30 protein-coding genes are annotated in these 23,844 nt (G+C 65.3%); 23 read left to right on the top strand and 7 right to left on the bottom strand.

Translation table 11 applies throughout. From position 1 onward, the window contains the following. Positions 1-3 precede the first annotated feature (3 nt). From map to AOP73_RS05310, 14 genes are all read left to right on the top strand, one after another. A complete protein-coding gene (gene map, locus AOP73_RS05250; protein ID WP_269078507.1) occupies positions 4-816 on the top strand; it encodes a type I methionyl aminopeptidase in 813 nt (270 codons plus the stop codon). A gap of 115 nt (positions 817-931) precedes the next feature. Beyond that, the gene (locus AOP73_RS05255; RefSeq protein ID WP_152650536.1) at positions 932-1,630 is read left to right on the top strand and encodes a hypothetical protein; all 699 of its coding nucleotides are present in this window, start codon (positions 932-934) and stop codon (positions 1,628-1,630) included. A 108-nt stretch (positions 1,631-1,738) separates the two neighbouring features. Then, a complete protein-coding gene (locus AOP73_RS05260; RefSeq protein WP_061963592.1) occupies positions 1,739-2,056 on the top strand; it encodes a hypothetical protein in 318 nt (105 codons plus the stop codon). Between the two features lie 125 nt (positions 2,057-2,181). Beyond that, a complete protein-coding gene (infA, locus tag AOP73_RS05265; RefSeq protein ID WP_061963594.1) occupies positions 2,182-2,403 on the top strand; it encodes a translation initiation factor IF-1 in 222 nt (73 codons plus the stop codon). A 54-nt stretch (positions 2,404-2,457) separates the two neighbouring features. Beyond that, positions 2,458-2,571, top strand: a complete 114-nt coding sequence (rpmJ, locus tag AOP73_RS11740; protein ID WP_062069916.1) for a 50S ribosomal protein L36 — start codon at positions 2,458-2,460, stop codon at positions 2,569-2,571. A 125-nt stretch (positions 2,572-2,696) separates the two neighbouring features. Further along, positions 2,697-3,065: a 30S ribosomal protein S13 gene (rpsM, locus tag AOP73_RS05270; protein ID WP_061963596.1), complete on the top strand. Its 369-nt coding sequence runs from the start codon at positions 2,697-2,699 to the stop codon at positions 3,063-3,065. Between the two features lie 3 nt (positions 3,066-3,068). Next, positions 3,069-3,458 (top strand): 30S ribosomal protein S11, encoded by a 390-nt coding sequence (gene rpsK / locus AOP73_RS05275; RefSeq protein WP_061963598.1) that lies wholly within the window; start codon positions 3,069-3,071, stop codon positions 3,456-3,458. Between the two features lie 170 nt (positions 3,459-3,628). Beyond that, positions 3,629-4,621, top strand: a complete 993-nt coding sequence (locus tag AOP73_RS05280; RefSeq protein WP_061963600.1) for a DNA-directed RNA polymerase subunit alpha — start codon at positions 3,629-3,631, stop codon at positions 4,619-4,621. 18 nt (positions 4,622-4,639) lie between these two features. After that, entirely contained in the window at positions 4,640-5,203 is a 564-nt protein-coding gene (gene rplQ, locus AOP73_RS05285; protein WP_061963602.1) for a 50S ribosomal protein L17, read from the top strand. A 49-nt stretch (positions 5,204-5,252) separates the two neighbouring features. Next, the gene (locus AOP73_RS05290; RefSeq protein WP_061963604.1) at positions 5,253-6,149 is read left to right on the top strand and encodes a tRNA pseudouridine synthase A; all 897 of its coding nucleotides are present in this window, start codon (positions 5,253-5,255) and stop codon (positions 6,147-6,149) included. 265 nt (positions 6,150-6,414) lie between these two features. Beyond that, positions 6,415-6,858, top strand: coding sequence for a 50S ribosomal protein L13 (rplM, locus tag AOP73_RS05295; RefSeq protein WP_061963606.1), 444 nt, complete (start codon positions 6,415-6,417; stop codon positions 6,856-6,858). A gap of 31 nt (positions 6,859-6,889) precedes the next feature. Beyond that, on the top strand, positions 6,890-7,387 hold the full coding sequence (gene rpsI / locus AOP73_RS05300; protein ID WP_439644698.1) for a 30S ribosomal protein S9: 498 nt from the start codon (positions 6,890-6,892) through the stop codon (positions 7,385-7,387). Between the two features lie 10 nt (positions 7,388-7,397). Further along, positions 7,398-8,759, top strand: a complete 1,362-nt coding sequence (gene glmM / locus AOP73_RS05305; RefSeq protein WP_061963610.1) for a phosphoglucosamine mutase — start codon at positions 7,398-7,400, stop codon at positions 8,757-8,759. Continuing rightward, positions 8,756-9,475: a DedA family protein gene (locus AOP73_RS05310; RefSeq protein ID WP_152650537.1), complete on the top strand. Its 720-nt coding sequence runs from the start codon at positions 8,756-8,758 to the stop codon at positions 9,473-9,475. The genes glmM and AOP73_RS05310 overlap by 4 nt, the downstream gene beginning before the upstream one ends. A 4-nt stretch (positions 9,476-9,479) precedes the next feature. Here AOP73_RS05310 and AOP73_RS05315 read toward each other — a convergent pair whose 3' ends face one another. The 3 genes from AOP73_RS05315 to coaA form a co-directional block, all read right to left on the bottom strand. Beyond that, complete coding sequence (locus AOP73_RS05315) at positions 9,480-11,015, bottom strand: MFS transporter (protein ID WP_152650538.1); 1,536 nt, start codon at positions 11,013-11,015, stop codon at positions 9,480-9,482. 48 nt (positions 11,016-11,063) lie between these two features. Next, positions 11,064-11,690 (bottom strand): PadR family transcriptional regulator, encoded by a 627-nt coding sequence (locus AOP73_RS05320; protein ID WP_152650539.1) that lies wholly within the window; start codon positions 11,688-11,690, stop codon positions 11,064-11,066. 126 nt (positions 11,691-11,816) lie between these two features. Further along, positions 11,817-12,761, bottom strand: a complete 945-nt coding sequence (coaA, locus tag AOP73_RS05325) for a type I pantothenate kinase (RefSeq protein ID WP_236683507.1) — start codon at positions 12,759-12,761, stop codon at positions 11,817-11,819. Positions 12,762-12,897: 136 nt separating this feature from the next. Here coaA and glmS point away from each other — a divergent pair, with 136 nt between their 5' ends. Genes glmS through rimI form a run of 6 tightly spaced genes read left to right on the top strand, consistent with a single transcriptional unit; the run spans position 12,898 to position 17,902 of the window. Beyond that, positions 12,898-14,763, top strand: a complete 1,866-nt coding sequence (gene glmS, locus AOP73_RS05330; RefSeq protein ID WP_061964871.1) for a glutamine--fructose-6-phosphate transaminase (isomerizing) — start codon at positions 12,898-12,900, stop codon at positions 14,761-14,763. 6 nt (positions 14,764-14,769) lie between these two features. Then, the gene (locus AOP73_RS05335; protein ID WP_061963618.1) at positions 14,770-15,129 is read left to right on the top strand and encodes a holo-ACP synthase; all 360 of its coding nucleotides are present in this window, start codon (positions 14,770-14,772) and stop codon (positions 15,127-15,129) included. Beyond that, complete coding sequence (alr, locus tag AOP73_RS05340) at positions 15,126-16,235, top strand: alanine racemase (protein WP_061963620.1); 1,110 nt, start codon at positions 15,126-15,128, stop codon at positions 16,233-16,235. Before AOP73_RS05335 ends, alr begins: the two co-directional genes overlap by 4 nt. A 5-nt stretch (positions 16,236-16,240) precedes the next feature. Further along, the gene (tsaE, locus tag AOP73_RS05345; RefSeq protein WP_152650540.1) at positions 16,241-16,783 is read left to right on the top strand and encodes a tRNA (adenosine(37)-N6)-threonylcarbamoyltransferase complex ATPase subunit type 1 TsaE; all 543 of its coding nucleotides are present in this window, start codon (positions 16,241-16,243) and stop codon (positions 16,781-16,783) included. Positions 16,784-16,787: 4 nt separating this feature from the next. Then, a complete protein-coding gene (tsaB, locus tag AOP73_RS05350; RefSeq protein WP_061963622.1) occupies positions 16,788-17,408 on the top strand; it encodes a tRNA (adenosine(37)-N6)-threonylcarbamoyltransferase complex dimerization subunit type 1 TsaB in 621 nt (206 codons plus the stop codon). Next, positions 17,405-17,902, top strand: coding sequence for a ribosomal protein S18-alanine N-acetyltransferase (rimI, locus tag AOP73_RS05355; RefSeq protein WP_061963624.1), 498 nt, complete (start codon positions 17,405-17,407; stop codon positions 17,900-17,902). The genes tsaB and rimI overlap by 4 nt, the downstream gene beginning before the upstream one ends. Positions 17,903-18,226: 324 nt before the next feature. On the opposite strand, the gene AOP73_RS05360 is transcribed toward rimI, so the two are convergent. Next, positions 18,227-18,868, bottom strand: coding sequence for a malonic semialdehyde reductase (locus AOP73_RS05360; protein ID WP_084626723.1), 642 nt, complete (start codon positions 18,866-18,868; stop codon positions 18,227-18,229). Positions 18,869-18,921: 53 nt separating this feature from the next. Between AOP73_RS05360 and tsaD the strand changes: the two genes are divergently transcribed. Continuing rightward, positions 18,922-19,962 carry a tRNA (adenosine(37)-N6)-threonylcarbamoyltransferase complex transferase subunit TsaD gene (gene tsaD, locus AOP73_RS05365; RefSeq protein WP_439645229.1) on the top strand — a complete coding sequence of 347 codons (1,041 nt, stop codon included), beginning with the start codon at positions 18,922-18,924 and terminating at the stop codon, positions 19,960-19,962. Here tsaD and AOP73_RS12010 read toward each other — a convergent pair. Then, positions 19,946-20,212, bottom strand: a complete 267-nt coding sequence (locus AOP73_RS12010; protein ID WP_061963628.1) for a hypothetical protein — start codon at positions 20,210-20,212, stop codon at positions 19,946-19,948. The two genes, tsaD and AOP73_RS12010, sit on opposite strands and share 17 nt — an antisense overlap. 97 nt (positions 20,213-20,309) lie before the next feature. On the opposite strand from AOP73_RS12010, the gene AOP73_RS05375 reads away from it, so the two are divergent. Beyond that, complete coding sequence (locus AOP73_RS05375) at positions 20,310-21,689, top strand: glycoside hydrolase family 3 N-terminal domain-containing protein (RefSeq protein ID WP_269078516.1); 1,380 nt, start codon at positions 20,310-20,312, stop codon at positions 21,687-21,689. Between the two features lie 16 nt (positions 21,690-21,705). On the opposite strand, the gene AOP73_RS05380 is transcribed toward AOP73_RS05375, so the two are convergent. Beyond that, complete coding sequence (locus AOP73_RS05380) at positions 21,706-22,899, bottom strand: THUMP-like domain-containing protein (RefSeq protein ID WP_061963632.1); 1,194 nt, start codon at positions 22,897-22,899, stop codon at positions 21,706-21,708. A gap of 193 nt (positions 22,900-23,092) precedes the next feature. Between AOP73_RS05380 and groES the strand changes: the two genes are divergently transcribed. Continuing rightward, entirely contained in the window at positions 23,093-23,386 is a 294-nt protein-coding gene (groES, locus tag AOP73_RS05385; RefSeq protein ID WP_061963634.1) for a co-chaperone GroES, read from the top strand. A gap of 150 nt (positions 23,387-23,536) precedes the next feature. Here the strand turns inward: groES and AOP73_RS05390 are convergent, their stop codons facing one another. Further along, positions 23,537-23,827 carry a WhiB family transcriptional regulator gene (locus AOP73_RS05390; RefSeq protein WP_061963635.1) on the bottom strand — a complete coding sequence of 97 codons (291 nt, stop codon included), beginning with the start codon at positions 23,825-23,827 and terminating at the stop codon, positions 23,537-23,539. Positions 23,828-23,844 lie beyond the last annotated feature (17 nt).

The raw sequence follows: 23,844 nt of genomic DNA on the forward strand, positions 1-23,844 counted from the left end.
CGCGTGAGCGGCACCATCGAATACAAGTCCACCGCGCAGATGCGCGTGATGGCTCAAGCCGGCCTGGTCGTGGAGAGGGCTCTCGCGGCGGCGAAGGCGGCGGCAGTCGTGGGCGCCACGACCTTTGACGTCGATGCCGCGGCCGCCAAGGCCATCGCCGATGGCGGGGCCACCTCCAATTTCCTTGGGTACCACGGCTTTCCCGCGTCGTGCTGTGTGTCGATCAACGACGAGGTGGTGCACGGCATCCCCGGCACGCGCGTCATCGAAGATGGCGACGTGATTTCGATTGACTGTGGGGCCATCATTGATGGCTGGCACGGCGACAGCGCGGTGACGTTCATCGTCGGTACGCCAAAATCTGACCGCGACGTCGAACTCGTCGAGGTGACGCGCCGGTCGCTATTCGCCGGCATCGCAGCCCTCGCCACGGCGTCGCGCCTCGGAGAGGTTTCTGCGGCAATCGAAGACATCGCCGATGCCGCGGGCCTGTACCCGCTCGAGGGTTATGTGGGCCACGGCATCGGTACAGCCATGCACCAGCCGCCTGATGTCCTGAACTACCGCACGCGCTCGCGCGGGGTGAAGCTGCGACCCGGCATGTGTCTCGCGATTGAGCCGATGCTGGTGATCGGCACCGGCGATTCAAACATCCTCGCCGATGACTGGACGGTCATCTCTGCAGATGGATCGCGCGCGGCCCACTGGGAGCATTCGATCGCCATCCACGAGAACGGCATCTGGGTGCTGACGGCAACCGATGGTGGCGCAGCGGGCCTGTCCGAGTTCGGCGTGACGCCCACTCCCATCCCGTAGCGCTTCGACACCCAGTTGTTACACGTCCGCGACGTGCTTGCAATCGACGCCACTTAGATTGTGAACTGCGATGGGGCTTCGATTCCCGGAGCGCCACGATGTGCGGGGGGCAATCATGGCACGCGGATTCTCATATGCGCCGGGGGCAAGCCCCGACGTGCTCGAGGCATCGTCGGAAAACATCCCACGCGAGCGGCTTCTCGAACTAGGAGCCTCATCGAACAAGGTCGTGCGCGAGGCAGTCGGGCGCCGCGAGGATTGTCCACTCGGACTCCTCGTCACCCTTGCCCACGACCACGTGGTTCCGGTCAGAGTCGCGGTTGCGGCAAACCCGATTGCGTCGAGAACTGTCATGGCGTATTTGAGTGCGGACCGGAGCGCCGATGTGCTCGAGGGTCTGCTGACCAATCCAAACCTTCCGGCGGACCTCCTGGGCGAGCTGGCCTTTCACAAGAAGTCCTCGGTGAGGAAAAGGGCGGCGGCACGCCTGAATGCGCCAGACCAAGCATCGGCCGCGATGGAAGACGTGCACACACCAGAGTTACGAGACCGAGCCTTTTCCCCGCGAGAGCGTACGGATACTGGAGGAGCGGAGGTGGTGAGTATCACCACAGGTGAAGCTGTCCAGCCGCGACCCACCGCACCCGAGGCCGAGGGACTGTCCTCCGCCACGGCACCCAATACGGCCTGGACGGCGACGGGTGCCGTCGCGGAGGTTCCGGCCGCTGCCGCGTCCGTGCTCGAGGAGCCCGCTACGGTGACGCCCACTCGCACCGCTCCGGTGCGCGGTTTCCGCCCACCATCCACGGCGTAGGCGGGAAGAGCAACAAACGCGCGCCTGGTATGTCGGCTTTTTCACACAAATTCGGATTTGTGGCGGCCAAAGTCGTAGTATGCAATTGTCGACCGAAGAGGGTGAGCAATGATGACTTATGGATCCACGTCCACACGTGACGCGTCCGAGGATGTCCTGCGGGCCCTCGACCCCTTGGTCGTCGGTCCAGAACTGCTGGCACTCGCCACCAGCCGCGAGCCGCAGGTGCGTGCGGCTGTCGCGTCACGAAGCGACTGCCCTGCGGGCGCCCTCATTTCTCTTGGACACGATCATCAGATGGTGGTCCTCGAGGCCGTCATCGCGAACCCCAAGACGCCGTCGTCGGTCATCCGCAACCTCGGAGACCACCGCAATCAGCGGGTCGCGGACTTGGCAGTTCAGCGTCTACGTAACAGTTTTCGCTAACGAGTTTCACGTCGGCTTAGGCAACGTGGGCCTTGCGGTTGAGTCGGGCTCCCGCATGCCGTATAGTTGTTCGTCGGGCGTTTTTGCGCGCCCGGATGCACTGTCCACCAACGTTAGCGGAGTTTATGGCCAAGAAAGACGGCGTCATTGAGGTCGAAGGTTCCGTGGTCGAGGCATTGCCGAACGCGTCATTCCGAGTGGAATTGACCAACGGCCACCTCGTCCTCGCCCACATCTCAGGCAAGATGCGACAGCACTACATTCGGATCCTCCCAGAGGACCGCGTGGTGGTGGAGTTGAGCCCGTACGATCTGTCCCGCGGCCGTATCGTTTACCGCTACAAGTAATCGTCGTCGCTGGCGTGAAGTTACGTCAACGCCCCGGCGTCGAAGGAAAGAACCATGAAGGTTAAGCCCAGCGTCAAGCCCATCTGCGACAAGTGCAAGGTAATTCGTCGTAATGGCCGAGTAATGGTCATTTGCGAAAACCTGCGTCACAAGCAGCGTCAGGGCTAGACAAAAAAATAAGACCGCGTTTGGTCACCGTCCTCGGACGGAACTCTCGGCTCAGAGGCCGAGACCCGCACATGTACAGCGGGGCGACCAGGCGTCAGACCTCTGACTACTAATGGAGTAGAAGAATGGCACGTATTGTTGGTGTCGACCTTCCGCGCGATAAGCGCATGGAGATCGCCCTTACTTATATTTATGGCATCGGCCGCACCCGCGCCCTGCAGATCCTCGCCGCCACTGGCGTGAGCGGGGACCTGCGCGTGAAGGATGCTGGTGACGCCGAGCTGGTTGCGCTGCGCGACTACATCGAAGCTAACTTCATGGTGGAGGGTGACCTCCGCCGTGAGACGGCAGCCGACATCCGCCGCAAGGTGGAGATTGGCAACTACCAGGGGCTCCGCCACCGTCGCGGTATGCCCGTGCGCGGTCAGCGCACGAAGACCAATGCGCGTACCCGTAAGGGCCGCAAGAAGACCGTCGCCGGAAAGAAGAAGTAAGCCATGGCCGCTCCCACGCGCAAGCCGCGCAAGAAGATCAAGAAGACAGTTGCCCACGGTCAGGCTCACATCAAGTCGACCTTCAACAACACGATCATCTCCATCACGGACCCCTCGGGTGCCGTGGTGTCATGGTCATCGTCGGGCCAGGTTGGCTTCAAGGGTTCACGCAAGTCGACCCCTTACGCCGCTCAGATGGCTGCCGAGGCCGCTGCTCGCCGTGCACAGGACGCCGGCATGAGCAAGGTCGACGTCTTCGTCAAGGGCCCCGGTTCGGGCCGCGACACCGCAATTCGCTCGCTGACGGCCGCTGGCCTCGAGGTGACCTCCATCAAGGACGTCACCCCGCAGGCACACAACGGTTGCCGCCCGCCCAAGCGTCGCCGCAACTAGTCGCGGCGCTGGGGGCAACCCCTGCGCACTCGTCGGGTAGGGACGCCGATGCTGCTACAGCATCGGCCCCCTTCCTCACCTTCCAACTTCAGAACTTTGACCCTGACCGAGACAGATCCTCGGCAGGAACCTCGAGCATCAAATAGCGGGTGCTCGGAAAGGAAAGAACCGTGCTGATCGCACAGCGTCCTACGCTGACCGAAAAGGTCATTTCGGACAACCGTTCGCAGTTCTCCCTCAAGCCGCTCGAGCCGGGCTTCGGCTACACCCTCGGAAACTCACTCCGTCGCACTCTGCTGTCGTCCATTCCGGGCGCAGCAGTGACGTCGGTTCGTTTTGACGGTGTTCTTCACGAATTCACCACGATCGAAGGTGTGAAGGAAGACGTCACCGAGATCCTCCTCAACCTCAAGAACCTGGTCGTCTCCTCGGAGAACGACGAGCCAGTCGTGATGTACCTGCGTAAGTCCGGCGCTGGCGCCGTGACTGCCGCTGACATCGCGCCTCCGGCAGGTGTTGAGATTCACAACCCCGAGCTGCACATCGCCACGCTGAACGCGAAGGCAAAGTTCGAGGTCGAGCTCACCGTCGAGCGTGGACGTGGCTACGTGCCCGCCGCTCTCAACAAGAGCTACGACGCCGAGATCGGTCAGATCCCGGTCGACTCGATCTACTCGCCTGTTCTCAAGGTGACGTACAACGTGGTTGCGACTCGTGTTGCACAGCGCACCGACTTTGACGAGCTCATCATCGACGTGGAGACCAAGAACTCCATTTCGGCACGTGACGCGCTCGCCTCGGCCGGCTCGACGTTGGTTGAACTGTTCTCGCTCGCACGCGGCCTCAACGAGGCAGCAGAGGGCATCGAGATTGGCCCGTCGGACACCGACGAGTCCCTCGAAGAGGACTACAACCAGCCCATCGAGGAGCTGAACCTTACCCAGCGCTCGTACAACTGCCTCAAGCGCGAGGGCATTCACACCGTGGGAGAGCTCACTGCACGCAGTGAGACCGACCTCATGGACATCCGTAACTTTGGTCAGAAGTCGATCACCGAGGTGAAGGAGAAGCTCGCTGAGCTGAACTTCTCTCTCAAGGATGGTGGCGTCGAGTACGACGGCACCTCCGCGGCTGGTGTGTACTTCTCCGGCAGCGAAGAATAATCAAGGAGAACATCCAACATGCCTACCCCCACTAAGGGCGCCCGCCTAGGCGGCAGCCCGGCCCACCAGCGTCACATGCTGGCCAACCTTTCGCAAAGCCTCTTTGAGCACGGTCGCATCACGACCACGCTCACCAAGGCAAAGCGCGTTCAGCCTCACGCTGAGCGTCTGGTGACGTTTGCTAAGCGTGGCGACCTCGCGTCGCGTCGCAAGGTGATGGGAATCATCTCGGACAAGTCCGTGGTGCACACCCTGTTCACCGAGATTGGCCCCGGCTTCGCGGACCGCGATGGCGGCTACACCCGCATCACCAAGGTTGGTTACCGCAAGGGCGACAACGCTCCCCTCGCAGTGATCGAACTCGTTGAGTTCGGTACGCCTGCCAAGAAGGCCGTCTCCAAGGAGGCCGAGAAGGCCACCAAGAAGGCTGCTCCCAAGAAGGCCGCTAAGAAGGACGACGACGTCGCTCCCGAGGCTGCACACGCCGATGCTCCCGCCGAGGGTGCAGAGGATGCTGCTGCGCCCGTCGAGGACATCGCAGCGGAGCACGCAGAAGCTCCCGCTGAGGGCGCCGACAAGTAGTAGCGAATTCGTGTGGCGTTAGCCGCATGCTCGTACAAGGCGGATTCTCATGACCGAACTGGACTCCAGTGACGTCGTGAGGGTCCGCCTTGACTTTTCTTACGACGGTGGCGATTTTCAGGGCTGGGCCGCCCAACCCGAGCTTCGCACCGTCCAGGGTGTCATGGAAGCCGGCCTCACCCAGGTGATCCGGCGTGTGGGCGCGATCCGCCTCACCGTGGCCGGACGCACCGATGCCGGAGTCCACGCCCGCAACCAGGTCGCGCACTTTGACCTACCCCGCGAGGCGTGGGAGCGCTGCGTCAACCGCAGCGTCAAGGACCCGGCACTCGCGCTGCGCTTCAAGCTGTGGAGTGTCCTGCCGATGGACATCGTGGTCAAGCGCGTGTCACTCGCGCAGCCGGGCTTCGATGCTCGCTTCTCCGCGATAGCGAGGCGATACACGTATCGCATCAGCGACAGATTCGAGACCCGGGACCCCCTGCGTCGCGGTCACGTGCTGTGGAACCGCAAGGCACTGGATATTGACGCCCTCAACGCCGGTGCGCTGACCGTGACAGGCCTACGCGACTTTGCTCCCTATTGCCGCCCTCGTGAGTTCGCGACGACCATCCGCGAACTTCACCGCTTCTCGTGGGAGCGGCCCGCCTCGGGACCCGACGAGGGTCTGGTGGTCGCAACGCTCGAGGCCGATGCCTTCTGCCACTCGATGGTGCGCTCGCTGGTGGGCGCGGTGAAGGACGTGGGTTCCGGCCGGCGCGACCTCGTGTGGCTGGCATCGCACGACAACTTCAGTGAGCGTTCTCCCGGCATCGCCGTGGTGCCGCCGCATGGGCTGGTGCTTGAGCACGTGGAGTACCCGGACGCTGCCGAGATGGCGGCCCGCGCCCAGCTCACCCGCCGTCGCCGCCAGGCGAACGATGCCGCTGACGTGCCCGCTGAATAGCCAGCCACAGCATCGGCCGGCAGTGGGGTTTTGGTGCGCGTTCAGCGCCTAGAATTGGTGACTCGATAGCAGTTCGTTGCCATCGTGTCGGGACGCGGAATCTACTCAGATTGACCCTTAGGGGATTGTGCCGGTATGATAGATCCTCGTTGTGCGTTCCCCGTGGAATGGTGTAATCCCACTCGCCTTTTCCTAGGACCCGCCGACCGAAAACTTGCGGTAATTCGTTACCGCCCCCTCAGATCAGATAAGAGAAGGCTTTCAAGTGCGCACGTATTCTCCCAAGCCGGGTGACGTCACCAAGAACTGGTACGTCATCGACGCTACTGACGTGGTCCTCGGTCGTCTGGCCTCCCAGGCCGCTTCGCTGCTCCGCGGCAAGCACAAGGCGACTTTTGCTCCCCACGTTGACTCCGGTGACTTTGTCATCGTCATCAATGCTTCAAAGGTGGCCCTCTCGGGCGCCAAGCTCACCGACAAGATGGTGTACCGCCACTCGGGCTTCCCGGGCGGCCTCAGCGCCGTCCCGATCGGCGAGCTCCTTGAGAAGAACCCGCAGCGCGTGATCGAGAACGCGGTGAAGGGCATGCTGCCTCGCACCAAGCTCGGTGCCGAGCAGCTCACCAAGCTCAAGGTCTACGCAGGCTCCGACCACCCCCACGCCGCGCAGCAGCCGCAGGCGTTCGAGATTTCCCAGGTCGCGCAGTAGCGCGGAGAAGAAGGACTGACTAGTGGCAGATGTGACGACGACTGACGTCGAGACCGAAAACGTGACCGACACCGAGGCAGACGCGCCTACCGAGTACACCTCGGAATCCGCGCCCGAGCGCGGCAAGGGCACGTCCAACGTGGCACCTGGCGCCGGCCTTGGCCGTCGCAAGCAGGCCATCGCTCGTGTTCGCCTGGTTCCTGGAACCGGCAACTGGACGATCAACGGCCGCGACCTCGCAAACTACTTCCCCAACAAGGTGCACCAGCAGATCGCGAACTCGCCGTTCGCGCTGCTCGACATCGAGGGCAAGTTTGACGTGCACGCACGCATCACCGGTGGTGGCCCCTCGGGTCAGGCCGGTGCGCTTCGCCTTGGCGTCGCACGCGCGCTCAACGAGATCGACGAAGAGACGAACCGCGCCGCCCTCAAGAAGGCTGGCTTCCTGACTCGCGACGCACGCGTCGTCGAGCGCAAGAAGGCCGGACTCAAGAAGGCACGTCGCGCACCTCAGTACTCGAAGCGCTAGCCTCGAGCGCATGCCGCGCTTATTCGGAACCGACGGTGTTCGCGGGCTCGCGAACCGCGATATCACCGCCGAACTTGCTGTTGACCTCGCCGTCGCTGCCGCCCACGTGTTGGCGCAGCGCGGCGAGTTCTCCGGGCACCGTCCCCGCGCCGTCGTCGGCCGCGATACGCGTGTGTCCGGGCAGTTCCTCAGCGCTGCAGTAAGCGCAGGGCTCGCGTCGGCCGGCATTGACGTGCTGGACGTGGGCGTCCTGCCCACCCCCGGCATCGCCCACGTGACGGCAGCGATGGACGCCGATATCGGCGTCGTCATCTCCGCCTCCCACAACCCGATGCCCGACAACGGCATCAAGTTTTTTGCGCGCGGCGGGCACAAGCTCGACGACGCCGTCGAGGAGACCATCGAAGCCCAATTGGGCGAGAGTTGGGAACGTCCTCTCGGCGCTGACGTCGGCACCATCTCAGACGCCTCGGCCATGAGCGAGCGCTACGTCAACCACCTCGTGGGTGCCGTGGCGACCTTCGCAGGCGAAGCACACCCGCTCACCGGGGTCTCAATGGTGGTGGATGCGGCGCACGGCGCGGCGAGCGTGGTCGGAGCCGCGGCACTGACGGCCGCCGGCGCGGTGGTGCACCTCATTAACGCCTCTCCCGATGGTCACAACATCAACGACGGCGTGGGCTCCACGCATCTCGGACCGCTCCAGGCCGCGGTGAAGGAGCATGGCGCGGACATGGGCGTTGCCTTTGACGGCGATGCGGACCGCTGCCTTGCCGTCGACCACGAGGGCGAGATCGTGAATGGCGACGCCATCATGGGCTTGCTCGCACTTGCCATGAACTCCAAGGGTTCGCTCTATCACAGCACGCTGGTGGCCACCGTGATGAGCAACCTCGGCCTCCACCGCGCGATGCGCGACGCAGGTATTGACATCGTCGAGAGCGCGGTGGGTGACCGCTACGTGCTCGAGGCAATGCGAGAGGGTGGCTTCACCCTGGGCGGAGAGCAGTCCGGCCACATCATTGTGTCGGACTATTCGACGACCGGCGACGGCGTCCTGACGGCACTCCTGCTTGGGGCGCAGGTCAAGGCGGCCGGTTCGCTGCGTGACCAGTGCGCCACCATCCACGTCCTCCCGCAGGTGCTCATCAACGTGCCCGGCGCGGATCGCTCCAAGGTCAACACCGACGTCCCACTTCAGAATGCGGTCGCCGCTGCCCGCAAGGAGCTTGGCGACGACGGTCGGGTGCTGTTGCGCTCATCGGGCACCGAGCCCTTGGTGCGCGTCATGGTCGAGGCGAGCACAAAAGAGGACGCAAAGCGTCACGCGGACGCCCTCGCGGCGGTTGTTGCTGACAGACTGTGTTCGTGAACAACTTCTGGGATACCATCACCGGATTCTCCGGCCAGCTCGAAGAGTGGATTCTTCAGCTCACTGATTCGCTCTGGATCTACCCCTGGATGTACATCCTCTCGGTTATCGACGGGTTCTTTCCGGTCGTGCCGTCGGAGTCAGTCATCATCGCATCGGCCACTGCGTGGGCGCAGACGGACCTACCTTGGCTTCCGGGAATCTGGCTCGCGGCTGCTGCGGGTGCATGGTGCGGTGACCAGATCGCCTACGGTATTGGCCGCCTGTTTGACGTCACGAAATGGAAGATGTTCAACAGCGAGAAGGGCAAGGCCTCCCTCGCGTGGGCCGATTCCGCGCTTGAGAAGCGTGGATCGACCTTCATCATTGCGGCCCGGTTCATCCCCATGGGCCGGGTCATCGCAAACATCTCCGCCGGAGCCCTGCGCTACCCCCACCGTCGTTTCATGGGCGTGGACGCGATTGGCGCATTGATCTGGGCCACGTACTCGGTGGTTCTCGGCATCTTCACCGGGTCGCTCTTTAGCGACAACCTGGTGCTGTCGATCGTGGTTGGAGTGGTCGCCGGAGTGCTGATGGGCTTCGTCATTGACCGGGTCATGCAGAAGATCGGCTTCAGCCCTCCGGACGTCCCCGACCTCTCAAAGGAAGTTGATGCGCCCGCCGACGACGGCGACAAGAATGACGCCGCCAGCGACGGACGCGACAACTCCTAGCGGACTAGGCGCCCTGCTTCACCTCGGCTGATGAACTCGCCGATGCGCCCCTCGGGGCCGCGTCGACCTGAGGCACAGCGTCCCCGTTCTTGAGCATGTGCGCGGGCTTGACGAAGAAGTACGCCAGGACGGCGCCCAGGACCAGAACGATGGCCGGCAGGTAGAGCGTCTGGCCCATGGCCGTGCTGAACCCGTCCTTGAGAGCGTCGGGAAGTTCCCCGAGTGCCGCGCCACCGCCTTCCGCACCGCCGGAGGCGGCCGGAAGGTTCGCTGCGATCCGGTTAGCCAACAGGGTCGCGATAGCTGCCGAGCCGAGCACGGCCCCCACCTGGCGCGTGGTGTTGTAGACGCCCGACCCCGCACCCGCGGCATTCATTGGCAGGTTGCGGGTGGCCGTCGAGGAGATGGGGCCCCACATGAACGCGCTGCCGATTCCCAGGATCGTCGGCGGGATGAGCAGCAGTCCGATTGACATGGTGGGGGTGAACATCACTGCGGTCAGCCACAGCGAGAAGGCGGTGACCAGCATGCCGGGCACCACCAGGTAGCGCGGGTGAACCGTGTCGGTGAGCTTTCCAGCCAGACGTGCGAGCACGAGCGTCATCAGCGCGGTGGGAACCGTCATGAGCGCCGTTTGGGTGGGACTGAGCCCACGTACCACCTGGTAGAAGTACACCATGGGGATGAACATGGACGTGATGGCGAAACCTACGGTGCTGATCGTCCCGTTGGCGAGGGAGAAATTGCGATCCCTGAAGAGTTTGAGCGGGAGGAGCGGCTCGTTCTTGTTGATCTTCTGCCACCAAATGAACAGCGCGATGACGACCAGGCCGCCGATGATGGACGCCCAGACCCACCCATTCCAGTCGTTGTCGGTGCCCTCTTGAAGGCCAAAGACGAGCAGGAACATACCGACGGAGGACAACGCGATGCCGAGCCAGTCCATCTTGTGGACGTGGGTCTCGAGGTTGGGGACCAGGCGCCACGCGAGCACGAAGGCGATGATGCCGATGGGCACGTTGACGAAGAAGATCCACTCCCAGCCAGGGCCGTCGACGAGCACGCCGCCGAGCAGTGGACCGATGAGTGTGGCGACGCCAGCGGTTGCACCCCACAGCGCCATGGCGGTGCCGCGCTTGTTCGGGGCAAAGGTGCGCGTGATGACCGCCATGGTCTGCGGGGTCATCAGCGCGGCTCCGAGTCCCTGAACGGCGCGCGCCGCGATCAGGTTGCCGATGCCGGAGCCAGGGAGGGTGTCCGCAAACCCGCACCACAACGAGGCCATCGTGAAGATGGTGAGCCCGACGAGGTAGATCCGCTTGGGCCCGAACATGTCGCCGAGCCGCCCAGTCACGAGAAGCGGCACCGCATAGGTCAGCAGATAGGCACTCGTGACCCAGATGACGCCGGTGGTCGTCGTGTCCAGACCCTGCTGAATTGAGGGGTTGGCGACGGCCACGATGGTGGTGTCGATCAGGATCATAAAGAACCCAACGACAAGCGCCCACAGCGCTGGCCACGGGCTTCGAGTTTCAGTCACGTGTATCTTCCTTAGGTTGCCAGCGTGCGAGCACGCGGGGGAGGGTTGTCAGTCGTTGAGGGGGTCGCCGCTGGTGGGTGTACCGCGGAGGGAGTCGGGCCGCGGCTCTTCCCAGTCGAGTGTGCCGGCGTCGAGTTCGCCGATCACGGATTCGACCCAGGTGATCTCGGCATCGAGTTGCGCGACGAGGAACTCGCTGTCGAGTTTCCAGCGGCGCGGCACTCCTCGGGACCGCGCCGCGGCGACCTCGGAGGCGACGTCGGACCGTTCGGCCTCGAGTCGCTCGAGCCGCTGCGCGAGAAGTCCACGGAATGTGCCGCCGGACAAGTTGTGTGCCTCGCCGATGGCGACGGGAAAGAGGGCATATTCGTTGACCGGCGCCCGCAGCAACTCCGCTACTCGCGTATCAAGCTTTTCGCGCCCCAGGTCCGTGATCGCGTAGACAGTACGTTCGGGACGGTTTCCTGCGCGTTCGGTGCCGACGGACTCGGCCAGGCCGCTATCGACCAGTCGATCGATCGTGTGATAGAGGCTGCCGGGGCGGACCTTGACAATGCGCTGCTCGCCGCGGGCTATCAGCAGTTGGTACATCTCGTACGGGTGCATGGGCCGCTCGACGAGGAGCGCGAGAGTCACGACGCCCAAGGGGCCGAGGGCAGAGGCGGGCTTTCCCATTCAGACGTGCTCCATCCTGATTATTCCACGCCGAGTATATGCACGGAGTGGAGTGGTGGCAAGACACGAGGGTGGGCCAGCAACGCTGGTCCGGGCGTGCGGCACGGCCCTTGTCGGGGCGCTCGGCTAGAGCTTGCGCAGTTGGACGGACTCGACCTGGTGGTCGGCGCCCTTGTCCAGGATGATCGTGGCGCGTGAACGCGTGGGGGCGATGTTCTTCTCAAGATTGGGTGCGTTGATGGAGTCCCAGATCTGGCCTGCGCGCTCGCGAGCCTCCTCGTCGCTCAACGTCGAGTACGAGTGGAAGTAGGAGTCGGGCTGCGAGAACGCAGTCTCACGCAGCGTGAGGAAGCGGTCGATGTACCAGCGCCGCACGTCGGACTGCTTGGCATCAACGTAGATCGACACGTCAAAGAAGTCGCTCACCGCGAAGGATGCGGCACCGGGGGTGCGGGGGATAGCGGGCTGCAGCACGTTCAGGCCCTCGACGATCAGCACTTCGGGCTGCCTGACACTCACGACCTTGCCGGGAACGATGTCGTAGGTCAGGTGCGAGTACACCGGCGCCTCGACGACGGGCTCGCCCGACTTCACTGCCGCGACGAACCGGTGGAGGGCACGGCGGTCGTACGACTCGGGGAAGCCCTTGCGCTCCAAGAGCCCACGCTTGCGGAGCGTCTCATTGGGGAGAAGGAAGCCATCCGTGGTGACGAGTTCAACGTGGGGTGAGTGGGGCCAACGGGCCATCAGTTCCCGCAATACGCGCGCGGTCGTAGACTTGCCCACCGCCACGGACCCCGCGACGCCAATGACATATGGCGTGCGCGATGCGCGCTCGCCCAGGAAGCTACTGGAGGCGTCGTGCAGGTGGCCCACCGCCTCCGAATAGAGGTCTAAGAGGCGCGACAACGGCCGGTAGATCTGGTCGACCTCCGCGAGGTCGATGGGGTCTCCCAAGCCACGCACCCTGGCGATGTCACGCTCCGTCAGCGGCAGCGGCGTGGAGCGGGCCAAAGCAGCCCATTCGTCCCGGGGAAGGGTGATGAACGGACTGGCAGCGCTATCGGTCACGCGTCCATTGTGTCGCACGCCCAACCACGCGCGTAACCGAGGTCAAAAAAGCACCTGAACCGCGGCATCGGCCGGCGTGGTGGGGCACGGTTCACACGTCCCTGCCAGGGGCGCCTCTCCCAGTAGACTCATGCCCATGTGTGGAATCGTCGGATATGTGGGTTCAGGGGCGGCCGATACTCGTCCCCAGCAGGTCGTCATGGGCGGCCTCGCGCGGCTTGAGTACCGCGGGTATGACTCCGCGGGTCTCGCGGTAGTCACCGACGACCGTGACCGCGTCGCAATGGCCAAGAAGGCCGGCAAGCTCAAGAACCTCGAGGCGTTGCTCGCGACCAACCCGCTGCCCACGGGCACCGCCGCCATTGGCCACACGCGCTGGGCGACACACGGGGCACCAACTGACGCGAACGCCCACCCGCACCTGGCAGCCGGCGGACGAGTCGCCATCATTCACAACGGCATCATCGAGAACTTCTCCGCGCTTCGCAAGGAGCTCGCCGGCGAGGGCGTCGACTTCCTGTCGGACACCGACACGGAAGTAGCAGGCCACCTGTTGGCGCGCGAGATTGAGCGCGGACTCTCCTTGCCCGACGCCATGCGTTCCGTCGCGCAGCAACTCGAGGGTGCGTTCACGCTGCTCGCGGTCGACGCACTCGAGCCCACCACGGTGGTGGGAGCCCGCCGCAACTCCCCACTCGTCGTCGGAATCGGCGAGGGCGAGAACTTCCTGGGCTCCGACGTGGTGGCCTTCATCGAGCACACCCGGACGGCGCTCGAACTCGGTCAAGACGAGGTGGTCGTCATCACGCCCGATGCCGTGGTGGTCACCGGCGCCGACGGCAACGTCGTGGAGCGCGAGCCGTACCACGTGGACTGGGACGCCGAGGCTGCCGAGAAGGGCGGCTTCGCGACGTTCATGGACAAGGAGATCCACGACCAGCCCCAGGCCGTCGCGGACACCCTGCGCGGGCGCGTCGACGACCACGGGCGACTCAAGCTCGACGGTGGCATCATCGCCGAGTCGGTACTGAACTCCGTGGACAAGATCGTGATCATCGCGTGTGGCACCGCCTCATATGCGGGCCTCGTCGCACGCTACGCGATCGAGCACTGGTGTCGCATCCCGGTCGAGGTCGAACTCGCGCACGAGTTCCGCTACCGCGACCCGGTGGTGAACGTCAAGACTCTCGTCGTGGCCATCTCGCAGTCGGGCGAGACCATGGACACCATCATGGCGGTGCGCCACGCTCAACAGCAGGGCGCCAACGTGATCGCGATCGTCAACACCCAGGGCTCCACCATTGCCCGCGAGGCCGATGCGGTGCTCTATACCCGTGCGGGACCAGAGATTGCGGTGGCCTCCACCAAGGCGTTCCTGGCGCAGATCACGGCGTCATTCCTATTGGGCATCTACCTGTCGGAATTGCGCGGCAATAAGTTTCCCGACGAGATCGCGACCCTGCTCGCGCAGCTCGACGAGACCCCCGCGAAGATCCAGCGGGTGCTGGACACCTCCGGGCCGATCCGCGAACTGGGAGCCGCGCTCGCGGACGAGCGCACCGTGCTGTTCCTGGGACGCCACGTGGGCTTCCCCGTCGCTCTCGAGGGGGCGCTCAAGCTCAAGGAACTGGCCTACATTCACGCCGAGGGCTTCGCCGCCGGTGAGCTCAAGCACGGCCCCATCGCACTGGTCGAGGAGGGGCAGCCCATCTTCATCGTGCTGCCGAGTCCCCGCGGCCGCGAGTCGTTGCACGCCAAGGTGGTCTCCAACGTGCAGGAGGTCCGCGCCCGCGGCGCCCGCACGTTCGTGATCGCGGAGGAGGGGGACACGGACGCGGCCAATTACGCCGAGCAGGTCTTTTACGTACCCGCCTCACCCGTGCTGATGTCCCCGTTGCTGAGCGTCATTCCGCTGCAGCTGTTCGCACTTGAACTTGCGACCGCCAAGGGACTCGACGTGGACCAGCCGCGCAACCTCGCCAAGTCGGTCACGGTCGAGTAGCCAGCAGTGGCCATCGTGGGGCTGGGAATCGACGTCGTCGCCATCGAGCGGTTCGAGGCGGCGCTTGAGCGATCCCCGGGGTTCCTTGAACGCGTCTTCACGCCCGCCGAACGCGAGTTGGGAACCCACTCGCTTGCCGCACGTTGGGCCGCGAAGGAGGCCCTCGCAAAGGCGCTTGGAGCCCCCGGAGGCCTGAGTTGGCAGGACGCCGAGGTGGTGCGCGAGGATTCGGGGCGCCCGCGCCTGGCCATCAAGGGTTCAGTCGCGGCGCGTGCCGGGGAGCTCGGCATCACGTCGTTCCACCTATCACTGTCGCACGATGCCGGCATCGCATCGGCCGTCGTCATTGGGGAGGCCTTGTCATGAGCATGCTGAAGGTCTCCGTCGACTACGACGCGATTGCGGGCAATGTCGCGACATTGAGGGCGCTCGCGCCCACCGCGAAGCTCATGGCCGTCGTCAAGGCCGACGCCTACGGCCACGGGTTGTTGCCGTCAGCGCGGGCCGCCCGTCGCGGCGGCGCCGAATTCTTGGGTGTCGCGCAGCCGTCCGAGGCCATCGCCCTGCGTGACGGCGGTGACGAGGGCCGCGTCCTCACCTGGCTCTACGGGCCGGAGGTGCACGCCGCAGACCTCCTGAGCCGCGACATCGATGTGTCCGCCGGGTCCCTTGAGGTGCTGAGCGCGATAGTCAAGGCCGCGCGTGCGGGCCACGGCACAGCAACGGTTCACCTCTGCGTCGACACCGGCCTGGGGCGCGAGGGCGTACCTATGGCGAACCTCGACGCGCTCCTGACCGCAGCATCGGCCGCACAGGATGAGGGCCTGATCAAGGTCGTCGGAATGTGGTCGCACCTCGCGTGGGCGGACCAGCCCGGGCATCCCACGGTCGACGCGCAGGCGGAGAACTTCCACACTGCGCTGGCGACGGCCGAGGCCCGGGGGCTCGACATCGAGCTCGCTCACTTGGGCAACTCCGCGTGCACGCTTACTCGGCCCGACCTGCACTTCGACATGGTGCGTCCGGGGATCGCCATCTATGGTTTGCCGCCCGTCGAGGACCCCGAAGGCGACAACTTTGGGCTCACCGCGGCTATGTCGGTATCCAGCACCCTCGCACTCGTCAAGGAGCTGCCGGGCGGTCACGGTGTCAGTTACGGTCACGAGTACGTCACCCCCCAGCGCACGCACGTGGGCCTGGTGAGTGCCGGCTATGCCGATGGAGTTTTTCGTGCCGCGGGCGGGGTAGCCGAGGTCTCCGTACGCGGGGTGCGATACCCGATCGCGGGGCGCGTGTGCATGGACCAGTTTGTGCTCGACCTGGGCCCGGAGACGGAAGCCGATGCTGGGGATATCGTCACACTGATAGGACCCGGCGGGCCGACGGCGCGTGATTGGGCAACAGCCATTGGCACCATTGATTACGAGATTGTGTGCCGCTTTGGCGGGTTGCGGCCCAAGACCGCGGAGTGAACGAAATGACTGACGTGAGTGGCTCCACCGAACTGCACCTCGACGCCGACAGTGCGGAGCAGATGCGCGCTATCGCGACCGATGTGATCGCACCGCACCTGCGTGCGGGAGACCTGCTGATTCTGTCCGGCGACCTGGGCGCGGGCAAGACCACGTTCACGCAGGGGTTGGGTGACGCTCTCGGCGTGCGTGGCCCCATCGCGAGCCCAACCTTCATCATCGCCAGGACCCATCCCAGCGAGGTGGGAGGACCCGCGCTGATTCACGTGGACGCGTACCGGCTCACGTCGCTCGCGGAATTGGATGATTTGGACCTCGACACCACCCTGGACGACAGCGTCACGGTGGTCGAATGGGGGGAGGGCAAGGCCGAGGCGCTCGCGGCGGACCGGCTGCACGTGCGCATCGCCCGCGAGCGAGGTGGCGAGTTGGACATGACGAACCCCGAAGGTGGGCGCCGGGAGGTGACGATTGTCGCGCACGGCCAGCGGTGGGCGGGAATCGACTTCACTGTGGGTGCATCTGATCCCAGCGGCGACCTAGGCTAGTGCCGTGATACTCGCAATCGACACCTCGTCCGCCATCTCCGTCGCCGTGGTCGACGGTGAACAGGCCGTCGCCTCGCGCACCGAATTTTCGCCTCGCGGGCACGCCGAGTTGTTGTCCGGCATGGTCGAGGCCGCGCTCTCCGAGGCAGGCGTTGCCGGGACGGACATCGACTCGATCGTGGTCGGCACCGGCCCCGCCCCGTTCACCGGCCTGCGCGTTGGGCTGGTGACCGCCCGCACGCTCGGCATGGTGTGGGGCATCCCCGTGCGCGGAGTGTGCTCACTCGACGCGGTCGGAGCCCAGGCAGCCGATGTCGGTCGCCGCCAGGTCACTGTGGTCGCCGATGCCCGCCGCAGGGAAGTGTATTGGGCCACGTATACCGACGGAGTCGCGGATGGTGCGCCGCAGGTGAGCGCGCCGATCGACGTGGAGCCGCGGGGTGACGTGGTGGGCCGCGGGGCATTGCTGTATCCAGACGTCTTCCCCCACGCGACAGCGGCGGATCCCGATCCGGCCTGGCTTGCGCGAGTAGCCGCGCGCAGGCTTGAGGCAGGAGAAACCGAGTTTCCCACTGAGCCCATGTATATGCGCCGCCCCGACGTGCATGGAGTGCCGGGCGCGTGAGTGACGAGGGCCGATCAGAGGCCGCTCCCGAGCATCGGCGATGCTTGCGTGACATGAGCGAGAGTCAGCTCGCCTGGATGGCCGAGCGCGAGAGTGAGATCTTTGGCGCCGCGGCATGGTCGCTCAAGCTGATCCAGGAGGACTATCGCTACGGCGGCAAGCGCTATCGCGTCGTCGAGGTAGACGGCGAGCCGGTCGCGTACGCGGTGTATGGGTACGACGGAGATGCCTTTCACCTCATGAACATCGCGGTCGATCCCGACGCGCGCGGAGCCCGCCACGGGAAGGTTCTGATGGAGGACTTCCTCACTGAGGCGCGTGCCGAGCGGGCACGGGAGGTGTGGCTTGAGGTGGCGGTGACGAATACGTCGGCGCTCGCCCTGTACCGCTCATACGGATTTGAGGACGTGCGGGTGCGACCCCGGTACTACCAGCCGGAAGATGTGGATGCGATCGTGATGCGTGCCGTCGTGCCGCCGGCGCACGCTGGTTAGCGAACTACCGCCCACCACCCCACCGCCCGCCCCCGATATTGGTCCGATTTGGCACGCTTTCGGCCGCCTCTGCGCCCTGTTGGTCCGATTTGGTTCATGCACCTGCCGCAGATGTTTGTGCTGCTCCTGCAGAGGATTAGTGGTGGACGCCGCCGCGCAGTCGCGTGATGGAGGCGGGCGGACACCATAACGGCCTTGAGTTCCTAGGGGCACTGGGCCTAAAAGGACCAATAGGGTGCGACAAGGCGCTGAGGCGTGCGAAATCGGACCAATAGGAGGTGGGGAGCAATAGGCGTTGATGGGTGGAGGCGGGGGCGGCCAGGGTTAGAGTGAGGCCACTCCTACGTCGTTCGAGACGCGACCCTTGCGAGGGCCCGCGCCGTGCTCGCTGTCCGACGGATATCCCACCCCGAGCAGCGCGATGGATCCCCAACTCGTGTCGGAGAAGAGCGCGTTGTCCAGCCCTTCCTTGTCGAAGCCGCCGTACGGGCGAACCGCGAGGCCGGCCGCGCGCAGTCCCACGATCAGATAGCCCGCCTGCAGCCAGGAGCCGGTGGTCGCCATGGTGGTGCGGCGTTCGGGGGCCGCCTCGAGCCGCTCGGCGCTTCCCTCCGACCCGGGCGACGTGACTGAGAAGTGGTCGTGGAACCGGTCGTCGCGGGCGACCACCAGCAACACCGGGGCATTGGACAGCTTGGCGCGGTTGCCCTCGAGGGCGTTGTCGATCACCGCGCTGCGAGCGGCCTCCGAGCGGGCAATGGCCACGCGCATCGGAGTGGTGTTGTTTGCGGTGGGGCCCCACTTGATCAGGTCAAACACGTTGCGAATGACACTGTCCGGTACGTCTCCCTCGGCAAATTCAGTGTTCGAGCGCGCTTCCAGGAACAGGCGACGCTGCGTGGCGTCGTCGATTGCCAGGCCATCGATCGGAGGGGCAAAGTCGTGGGCGTGCTCGGAATTGGTCATATCCCGTAGACACTAGTTCGTGCTCATCTATTCCCGCGCATAGGCTTATCCTCGTGGACCCACTCGTACTTGGAATTGAGAGCACCTGCGACGAGACCGGCGTCGCGCTCGTGCGCGGAACCGAGCTGCTCGCGGACGTCGTCGCGTCGTCAATGGACGAGCACGCGCGCTTTGGCGGGATCGTCCCCGAGGTCGCGTCGCGCGCCCACCTCGAGGCCATGATCCCCACCATCGAGGAGGCGCTGAGTCGTGCCGGGCACTCGCTGGCCGACGTCGACGCGGTGGCCGTCGCATCGGGCCCTGGGCTGGTCGGGTCGCTCACGGTGGGAGTTTCCGCAGCCAAGGCGCTCGCGCTGGGACTGGGAAAGCCGCTGTACGGCGTCAACCACGTCATCGGGCACGTGGCAGTCGACGAACTGGTGCACGGCGAATTTCCCGAGCGCATCATGGCCCTGGTCGTCTCGGGCGGGCACACGTCACTGTTGCTCGTGAACGATATTGCCACGGACATCACCGAACTCGGTCACACGCTCGACGATGCCGCCGGCGAGGCCTTCGACAAGGTGGGCCGACTGCTCGGGCTGCCCTATCCGGGTGGCCCGCACGTCGACCGCCTCGCACGCGAGGGCAACCCGTCCGCGATCCCGTTCCCGCGCGCACTGACCAAACCCAAGGACCAGGCCAAGCACGCGTATGACTTCTCCTTCTCGGGCCTCAAGACCGCGGTCGCGCGCTGGGTCGAGGCCTGTGAGGCGGACGGCAGGGAAGTGCCGACGGCCGATGTTGCGGCGAGCTTTGCCGCCGCTGTTGCCGATGTTCTGGTCGCCAAGACGATCCAGGCCTGCCAGGAACACGGGGTGACGACCCTGGTCATCGGCGGTGGCTTCAGTGCGAATAGCCAGCTTCGTGACATGGCGACGGCGAGGTGCGCCGAGGCCGGAATCGAGGTGCGCATCCCGCCCATTCGTTTCTGCACGGACAATGGCGCGATGATCGCGGCGCTCGGCAGTGCCGTCGCCAGGCGCGGCCTGACGCCGAGTGAGCTGAGCATCGGCGTTGACTCGTCTATGCCTCTCACTACAGTGTTGGTGTGACGGCCTCGCCGGCGTGAGTCCGGTGGCTAACCGAGTGGAGTGAGTTGATGGCGCGTTCCTGGGGTATGCCCGCGACAGTCGCGATTGTTGCCATCGCGGCGATCGGCGCGGGAGTCTGGGCCACCTCCGCCATCTCTAGCCGGCAGGGTGCACCAGCTTCGCCGTCGCCGTCAGTTTCGAGCACGCGCGCTCCGTCGGCTACGCCCTCCGCCACGCCATCGGCCACCACGTCCCCATCGCCGTCATCCACGCCAAACGACTCCTTGGCATGGGGGCCGACGCAGGCCGACTGGGATTCCGCGCTCGCGACGGCTCAGGACTTATCCGTTGAACGCGCAGCAGGTCAGGTGATCGTTGGGTCGTATGGGGGGACGTCCCCCACGGAGCTCAAAGCGATGATCGAGAAATATGGCCTGGGCGGTGTCATGCTGCAGGGCGACGCAACATCGTCGACAAAGGTCACTCAGGCGCTGACCGCCGCTGCTGCGGAGGCTGGCGGCGAGCGCGACTGGCCGGTGATGATCGCCGTTGACCAGGAGGGCGGCGTTGTCGCTCGTCTGCGAGGAATGATGCCCGATCTGCCTGGCTTCATGGCCGCTGGCGCCGCGACGGACAAGGACTACGTGCGCGAGGTCTACGCGAACCAGGGCGCCCGCACCTTGGGGCTGGGTTTCAACACCAACTTCGCGCCCGATGCGGACGTCACCGCGGGCCTGAGCGACCCAGTGATCCGCACCCGTTCGCCCGGCTCGGATCCGCTCAATGTCGCGGCCACAGCGAACGCGGCGCTCAAGGGATACACGGACGCCGGACTCATCACCACCGTCAAGCACTTTCCGGGTCATGGAGCGGTCGAGACCGACTCTCACGAGGGGCTCCCGACGCAAAGCGCGACGGTAGCGGAGCTCGAGGCGCGGGACTTGGTGCCGTTCGCCAGCGCGGTCGATGCGGGGGCGCCCGCCATCATGGTGGCCCACATTGCGCTCGCAGAGTGGGGAGGCGACGCGGCCTCCCTGTCGCCGGACGCCTACGCGTACCTGCGGGAGGGGCTGGGTTTCACTGGTGTGGCGATGACAGATGCGCTCAACATGGGTGCGATTGTTGACCACCACGAGCCGGGTGAGGCGACCGTCTTGGCGCTCAAGGCGGGCGCGGACATTGCGCTCATGCCTGCGGACACCGCGAAGGCCATGGCTGCGGTGGCGGCCGCGGTGAAGTCCGGTGACCTACCTCGCGAGCGGCTGGACGAGGCGGCTGCGAGATCTATCCTGCTGATGCGGTGGCAGGCCGGCCTCGAGCCCAAGCCGGTGCCGGCCGACTCGGACGGCTTTGCACAAGAGTTTGCCGCGAAGTCCGCGACGGTGGTCACGCCCACGTGTGGCGAGCGACTGGTGTCCGACACGGTGACCATTGCCGGCGGGTGGGACCAGGCGCGGGCCAGCCTCGCGGCGGCGCTCGAGGAACGCGGCGTCACCATCGGGACTGCGGACCATCCCGGAACTCGGGTGCGACTCGCGGTCAACTCCAGTGAGGACGTCAAGGGAGACGTCGTCGTGGCGATCTCGGGCCCCTGGATCCTCGACAAGTCCGAGGCCACCAGCTATATCGCGACGTACGGTGGCTCCGACGACGTGATGGAGGGACTAGCGGACATCCTCATGGGTGACGTGAAGTCTGAATCTGCATGGCCGGTGCCGCTCAAGAACATGCCGTACGAGCCCTGCTGACGCCGCCCTTGCTGAATTAGCGGTGCAGCGGTTCCACGAGGAGCGCCTGATGACGGCCGCCGATGCGCGTCAGAATCACAGTGGCACGCTCGTCGCCGCGGAGTTTGAGTTGTGGACGCAGCTTCTCTGGTGTGATGTCGATGCCGCGCTTCTTGATGTCGACGATGCCGACGTTGCGCTCGTGGAGCGCCGCGGCGAGGCGCTTGACCGAATACGGCAGTGCGTCGAGCACGCGATAGCCACGTGCGAACGGTGTTGAAGCCGGCGCATCGCAGGTGAGGTACGCGATGCTCGGGTCCACCAGGTGGGCGTCGAGTTCGGTCGCCACCTCGCCCACCAGACCCGAGCGGATCACGGCGCCGTCTGGCTCGTAGATGTACTCGCCGAGTGGCCCGTCGGGGGCGCGGTCGGTGCTGCCCGAGAGGTGGTGCGCCTCACCGTCGGCGATGACGAGCGCCGTGTGTCCGACCGATGGGGCCAACCTCCCGCCCCAGAGTGCCGCCTCGACCACCGACCCGTCCACGCTGACCCACTGTGCCTCAAGGTCGCGGGGGATGGCGTCGTGTTCGATGGCGGGCCCGACCTTCACTCCGAGCTCGGGGACGATGTCGCGCAAGGCCAGCACCTCGTCGAGCGCAGGCGAGTAGTCCTTGGGGTCGTGGCGGCGGCCGCGCGCGTTGCGGCGGGCGGGGTCCGCAAAGATGCCGTCGATGCCCAACCTAGCCACGGTATCGGGCGCCCGAAGTGTCGCGAGAGAGTCGGCGTGCACCACGTCGGTCGTGGGCCAGTGGCGCAAATTGTGGTCGGCAATCAGCGCCGTCGCCTCGTCCAGCTCGAACGCGACTACGGCGAGGCCGAGCGCGGAGGCGGCCATGGCATCGGCGCCGATGCCGGCGGTGAGGTCGGCGATGCGGGCACAACCGGCGTCGCGAAAGCGCGCGGCGTGGAGGCCAGCCACCGAGAGTCGCGTGGCTTGCTCGAGGCCGTCCTGGGTGAAGAGCATGCCGGCGGCGAATTCGCCAAACTTGGGACGCGCTGCGGCACGCAGACGGGACTGGGTCATGGCCGCCGAGACGGTGGCGGCATCGGCTCCCGCCTTGCGCAACTGACCGCCCAGCGTGAGGGCGTCGGAGTCCGAATACGGCGGAAGCGAATCGATCAGCGAGAGGCCGTCGGCGCCCGTGATGAGGCGCGCGGTTGAGGGGTCCATGGGTTCATCGTTTCACGGTCAGCGAATGTCACGCGGCGAGTTAGCACTCGCCGTATGAGAGTGCTAAATTGAGAACGCCTCGCAAGGGGCACGTGAAGTGTGCTGATGGCCTGACCCCCGCGACGGCGGGCCACCAACCACGGAAGCGTTTCAATCGTTCGGTACACATAATCGATGGAAGGTGAGGTCCGCAATGTCGGTCTCTATCAAGCCTCTTGAGGACAAGGTCGTGGTGAAGTCGGCAGCTGCCGAGCAGACCACTGCTTCTGGACTCGTCATCCCGGACACCGCCAAGGAGAAGCCCCAGGAGGGCGAGGTCGTGGCAGTGGGACCGGGTCGCTTTGACGACAATGGCAACCGCGTTCCCGTGGATGTCAACGTTGGCGACAAGGTGATTTACAGCAAGTACGGCGGCACCGAGGTCAAGTACGCGGGTGAGGACTACCTGATCCTCTCGGCGCGCGACCTGCTCGCAGTCGTGAACTAAATATCGCCTGCGCAGGGGTCTGACCTAGGTCGGTCCTCAGCGCGAGGCAACACGAAGGCCCCGGGACACTCGTCCCGGGGCCTTCGTGTTGTGAGACATCAGTTGGTGTTCGCCGCAGTACCACCGATGGACAGGAGCGCGCGGCGAGGGCTAGCTCGCCTTCTTGAGCCGACCGGACAGGATCGCGTGACGCTCGTCCTCGCTGAGGCCGCCCCACACGCCAAAGGGCTCCCGAGCATCGAGTGAGCGCTCGCGGCAGAGGTCGAGGACGGGGCAGCGCTCGCAGTAGCGCTTTGCGGCCTCCGCCCGACGCCGTCGGGCGGCGCCACGCTCGCCCTCGGGGTGGAAGAAGAGGTCGGTGTCAGCATCCCGACATGCGCCGTCATACTGCCATTCCCATTGATCCTGCGTCGGTGCGGGTAACTTTGCGACCGTGTCCATCAAGTGCCCCCTGTGGC

This window comes from Demequina aurantiaca (genome assembly GCF_000975135.1).
In the GTDB taxonomy this organism is placed as follows: domain Bacteria; phylum Actinomycetota; class Actinomycetes; order Actinomycetales; family Demequinaceae; genus Demequina; species Demequina aurantiaca.

Excerpts from the sequence above, each read along its gene's own strand:
- AOP73_RS05255 (WP_152650536.1), top strand. The coding sequence starts at position 932 with ATGGCACGCGGATTCTCATATGCGCCGGGGGCAAGCCCCGACGTGCTC.
- AOP73_RS05260 (WP_061963592.1), top strand. The coding sequence starts at position 1,739 with ATGATGACTTATGGATCCACGTCCACACGTGACGCGTCCGAGGATGTC.
- infA (WP_061963594.1), top strand. The coding sequence starts at position 2,182 with ATGGCCAAGAAAGACGGCGTCATTGAGGTCGAAGGTTCCGTGGTCGAG.
- rpmJ (WP_062069916.1), top strand. The coding sequence starts at position 2,458 with ATGAAGGTTAAGCCCAGCGTCAAGCCCATCTGCGACAAGTGCAAGGTA.
- rpsM (WP_061963596.1), top strand. The coding sequence starts at position 2,697 with ATGGCACGTATTGTTGGTGTCGACCTTCCGCGCGATAAGCGCATGGAG.
- rpsK (WP_061963598.1), top strand. The coding sequence starts at position 3,069 with ATGGCCGCTCCCACGCGCAAGCCGCGCAAGAAGATCAAGAAGACAGTT.
- rplQ (WP_061963602.1), top strand. The coding sequence starts at position 4,640 with ATGCCTACCCCCACTAAGGGCGCCCGCCTAGGCGGCAGCCCGGCCCAC.
- AOP73_RS05290 (WP_061963604.1), top strand. The coding sequence starts at position 5,253 with ATGACCGAACTGGACTCCAGTGACGTCGTGAGGGTCCGCCTTGACTTT.
- glmM (WP_061963610.1), top strand. The coding sequence starts at position 7,398 with ATGCCGCGCTTATTCGGAACCGACGGTGTTCGCGGGCTCGCGAACCGC.
- AOP73_RS05320 (WP_152650539.1), bottom strand. The coding sequence starts at position 11,690 with ATGGGAAAGCCCGCCTCTGCCCTCGGCCCCTTGGGCGTCGTGACTCTC.
- glmS (WP_061964871.1), top strand. The coding sequence starts at position 12,898 with ATGTGTGGAATCGTCGGATATGTGGGTTCAGGGGCGGCCGATACTCGT.
- alr (WP_061963620.1), top strand. The coding sequence starts at position 15,126 with ATGAGCATGCTGAAGGTCTCCGTCGACTACGACGCGATTGCGGGCAAT.
- tsaE (WP_152650540.1), top strand. The coding sequence starts at position 16,241 with ATGACTGACGTGAGTGGCTCCACCGAACTGCACCTCGACGCCGACAGT.
- AOP73_RS05360 (WP_084626723.1), bottom strand. The coding sequence starts at position 18,868 with ATGACCAATTCCGAGCACGCCCACGACTTTGCCCCTCCGATCGATGGC.
- AOP73_RS05380 (WP_061963632.1), bottom strand. The coding sequence starts at position 22,899 with ATGGACCCCTCAACCGCGCGCCTCATCACGGGCGCCGACGGCCTCTCG.
- groES (WP_061963634.1), top strand. The coding sequence starts at position 23,093 with ATGTCGGTCTCTATCAAGCCTCTTGAGGACAAGGTCGTGGTGAAGTCG.
- AOP73_RS05390 (WP_061963635.1), bottom strand. The coding sequence starts at position 23,827 with ATGGACACGGTCGCAAAGTTACCCGCACCGACGCAGGATCAATGGGAA.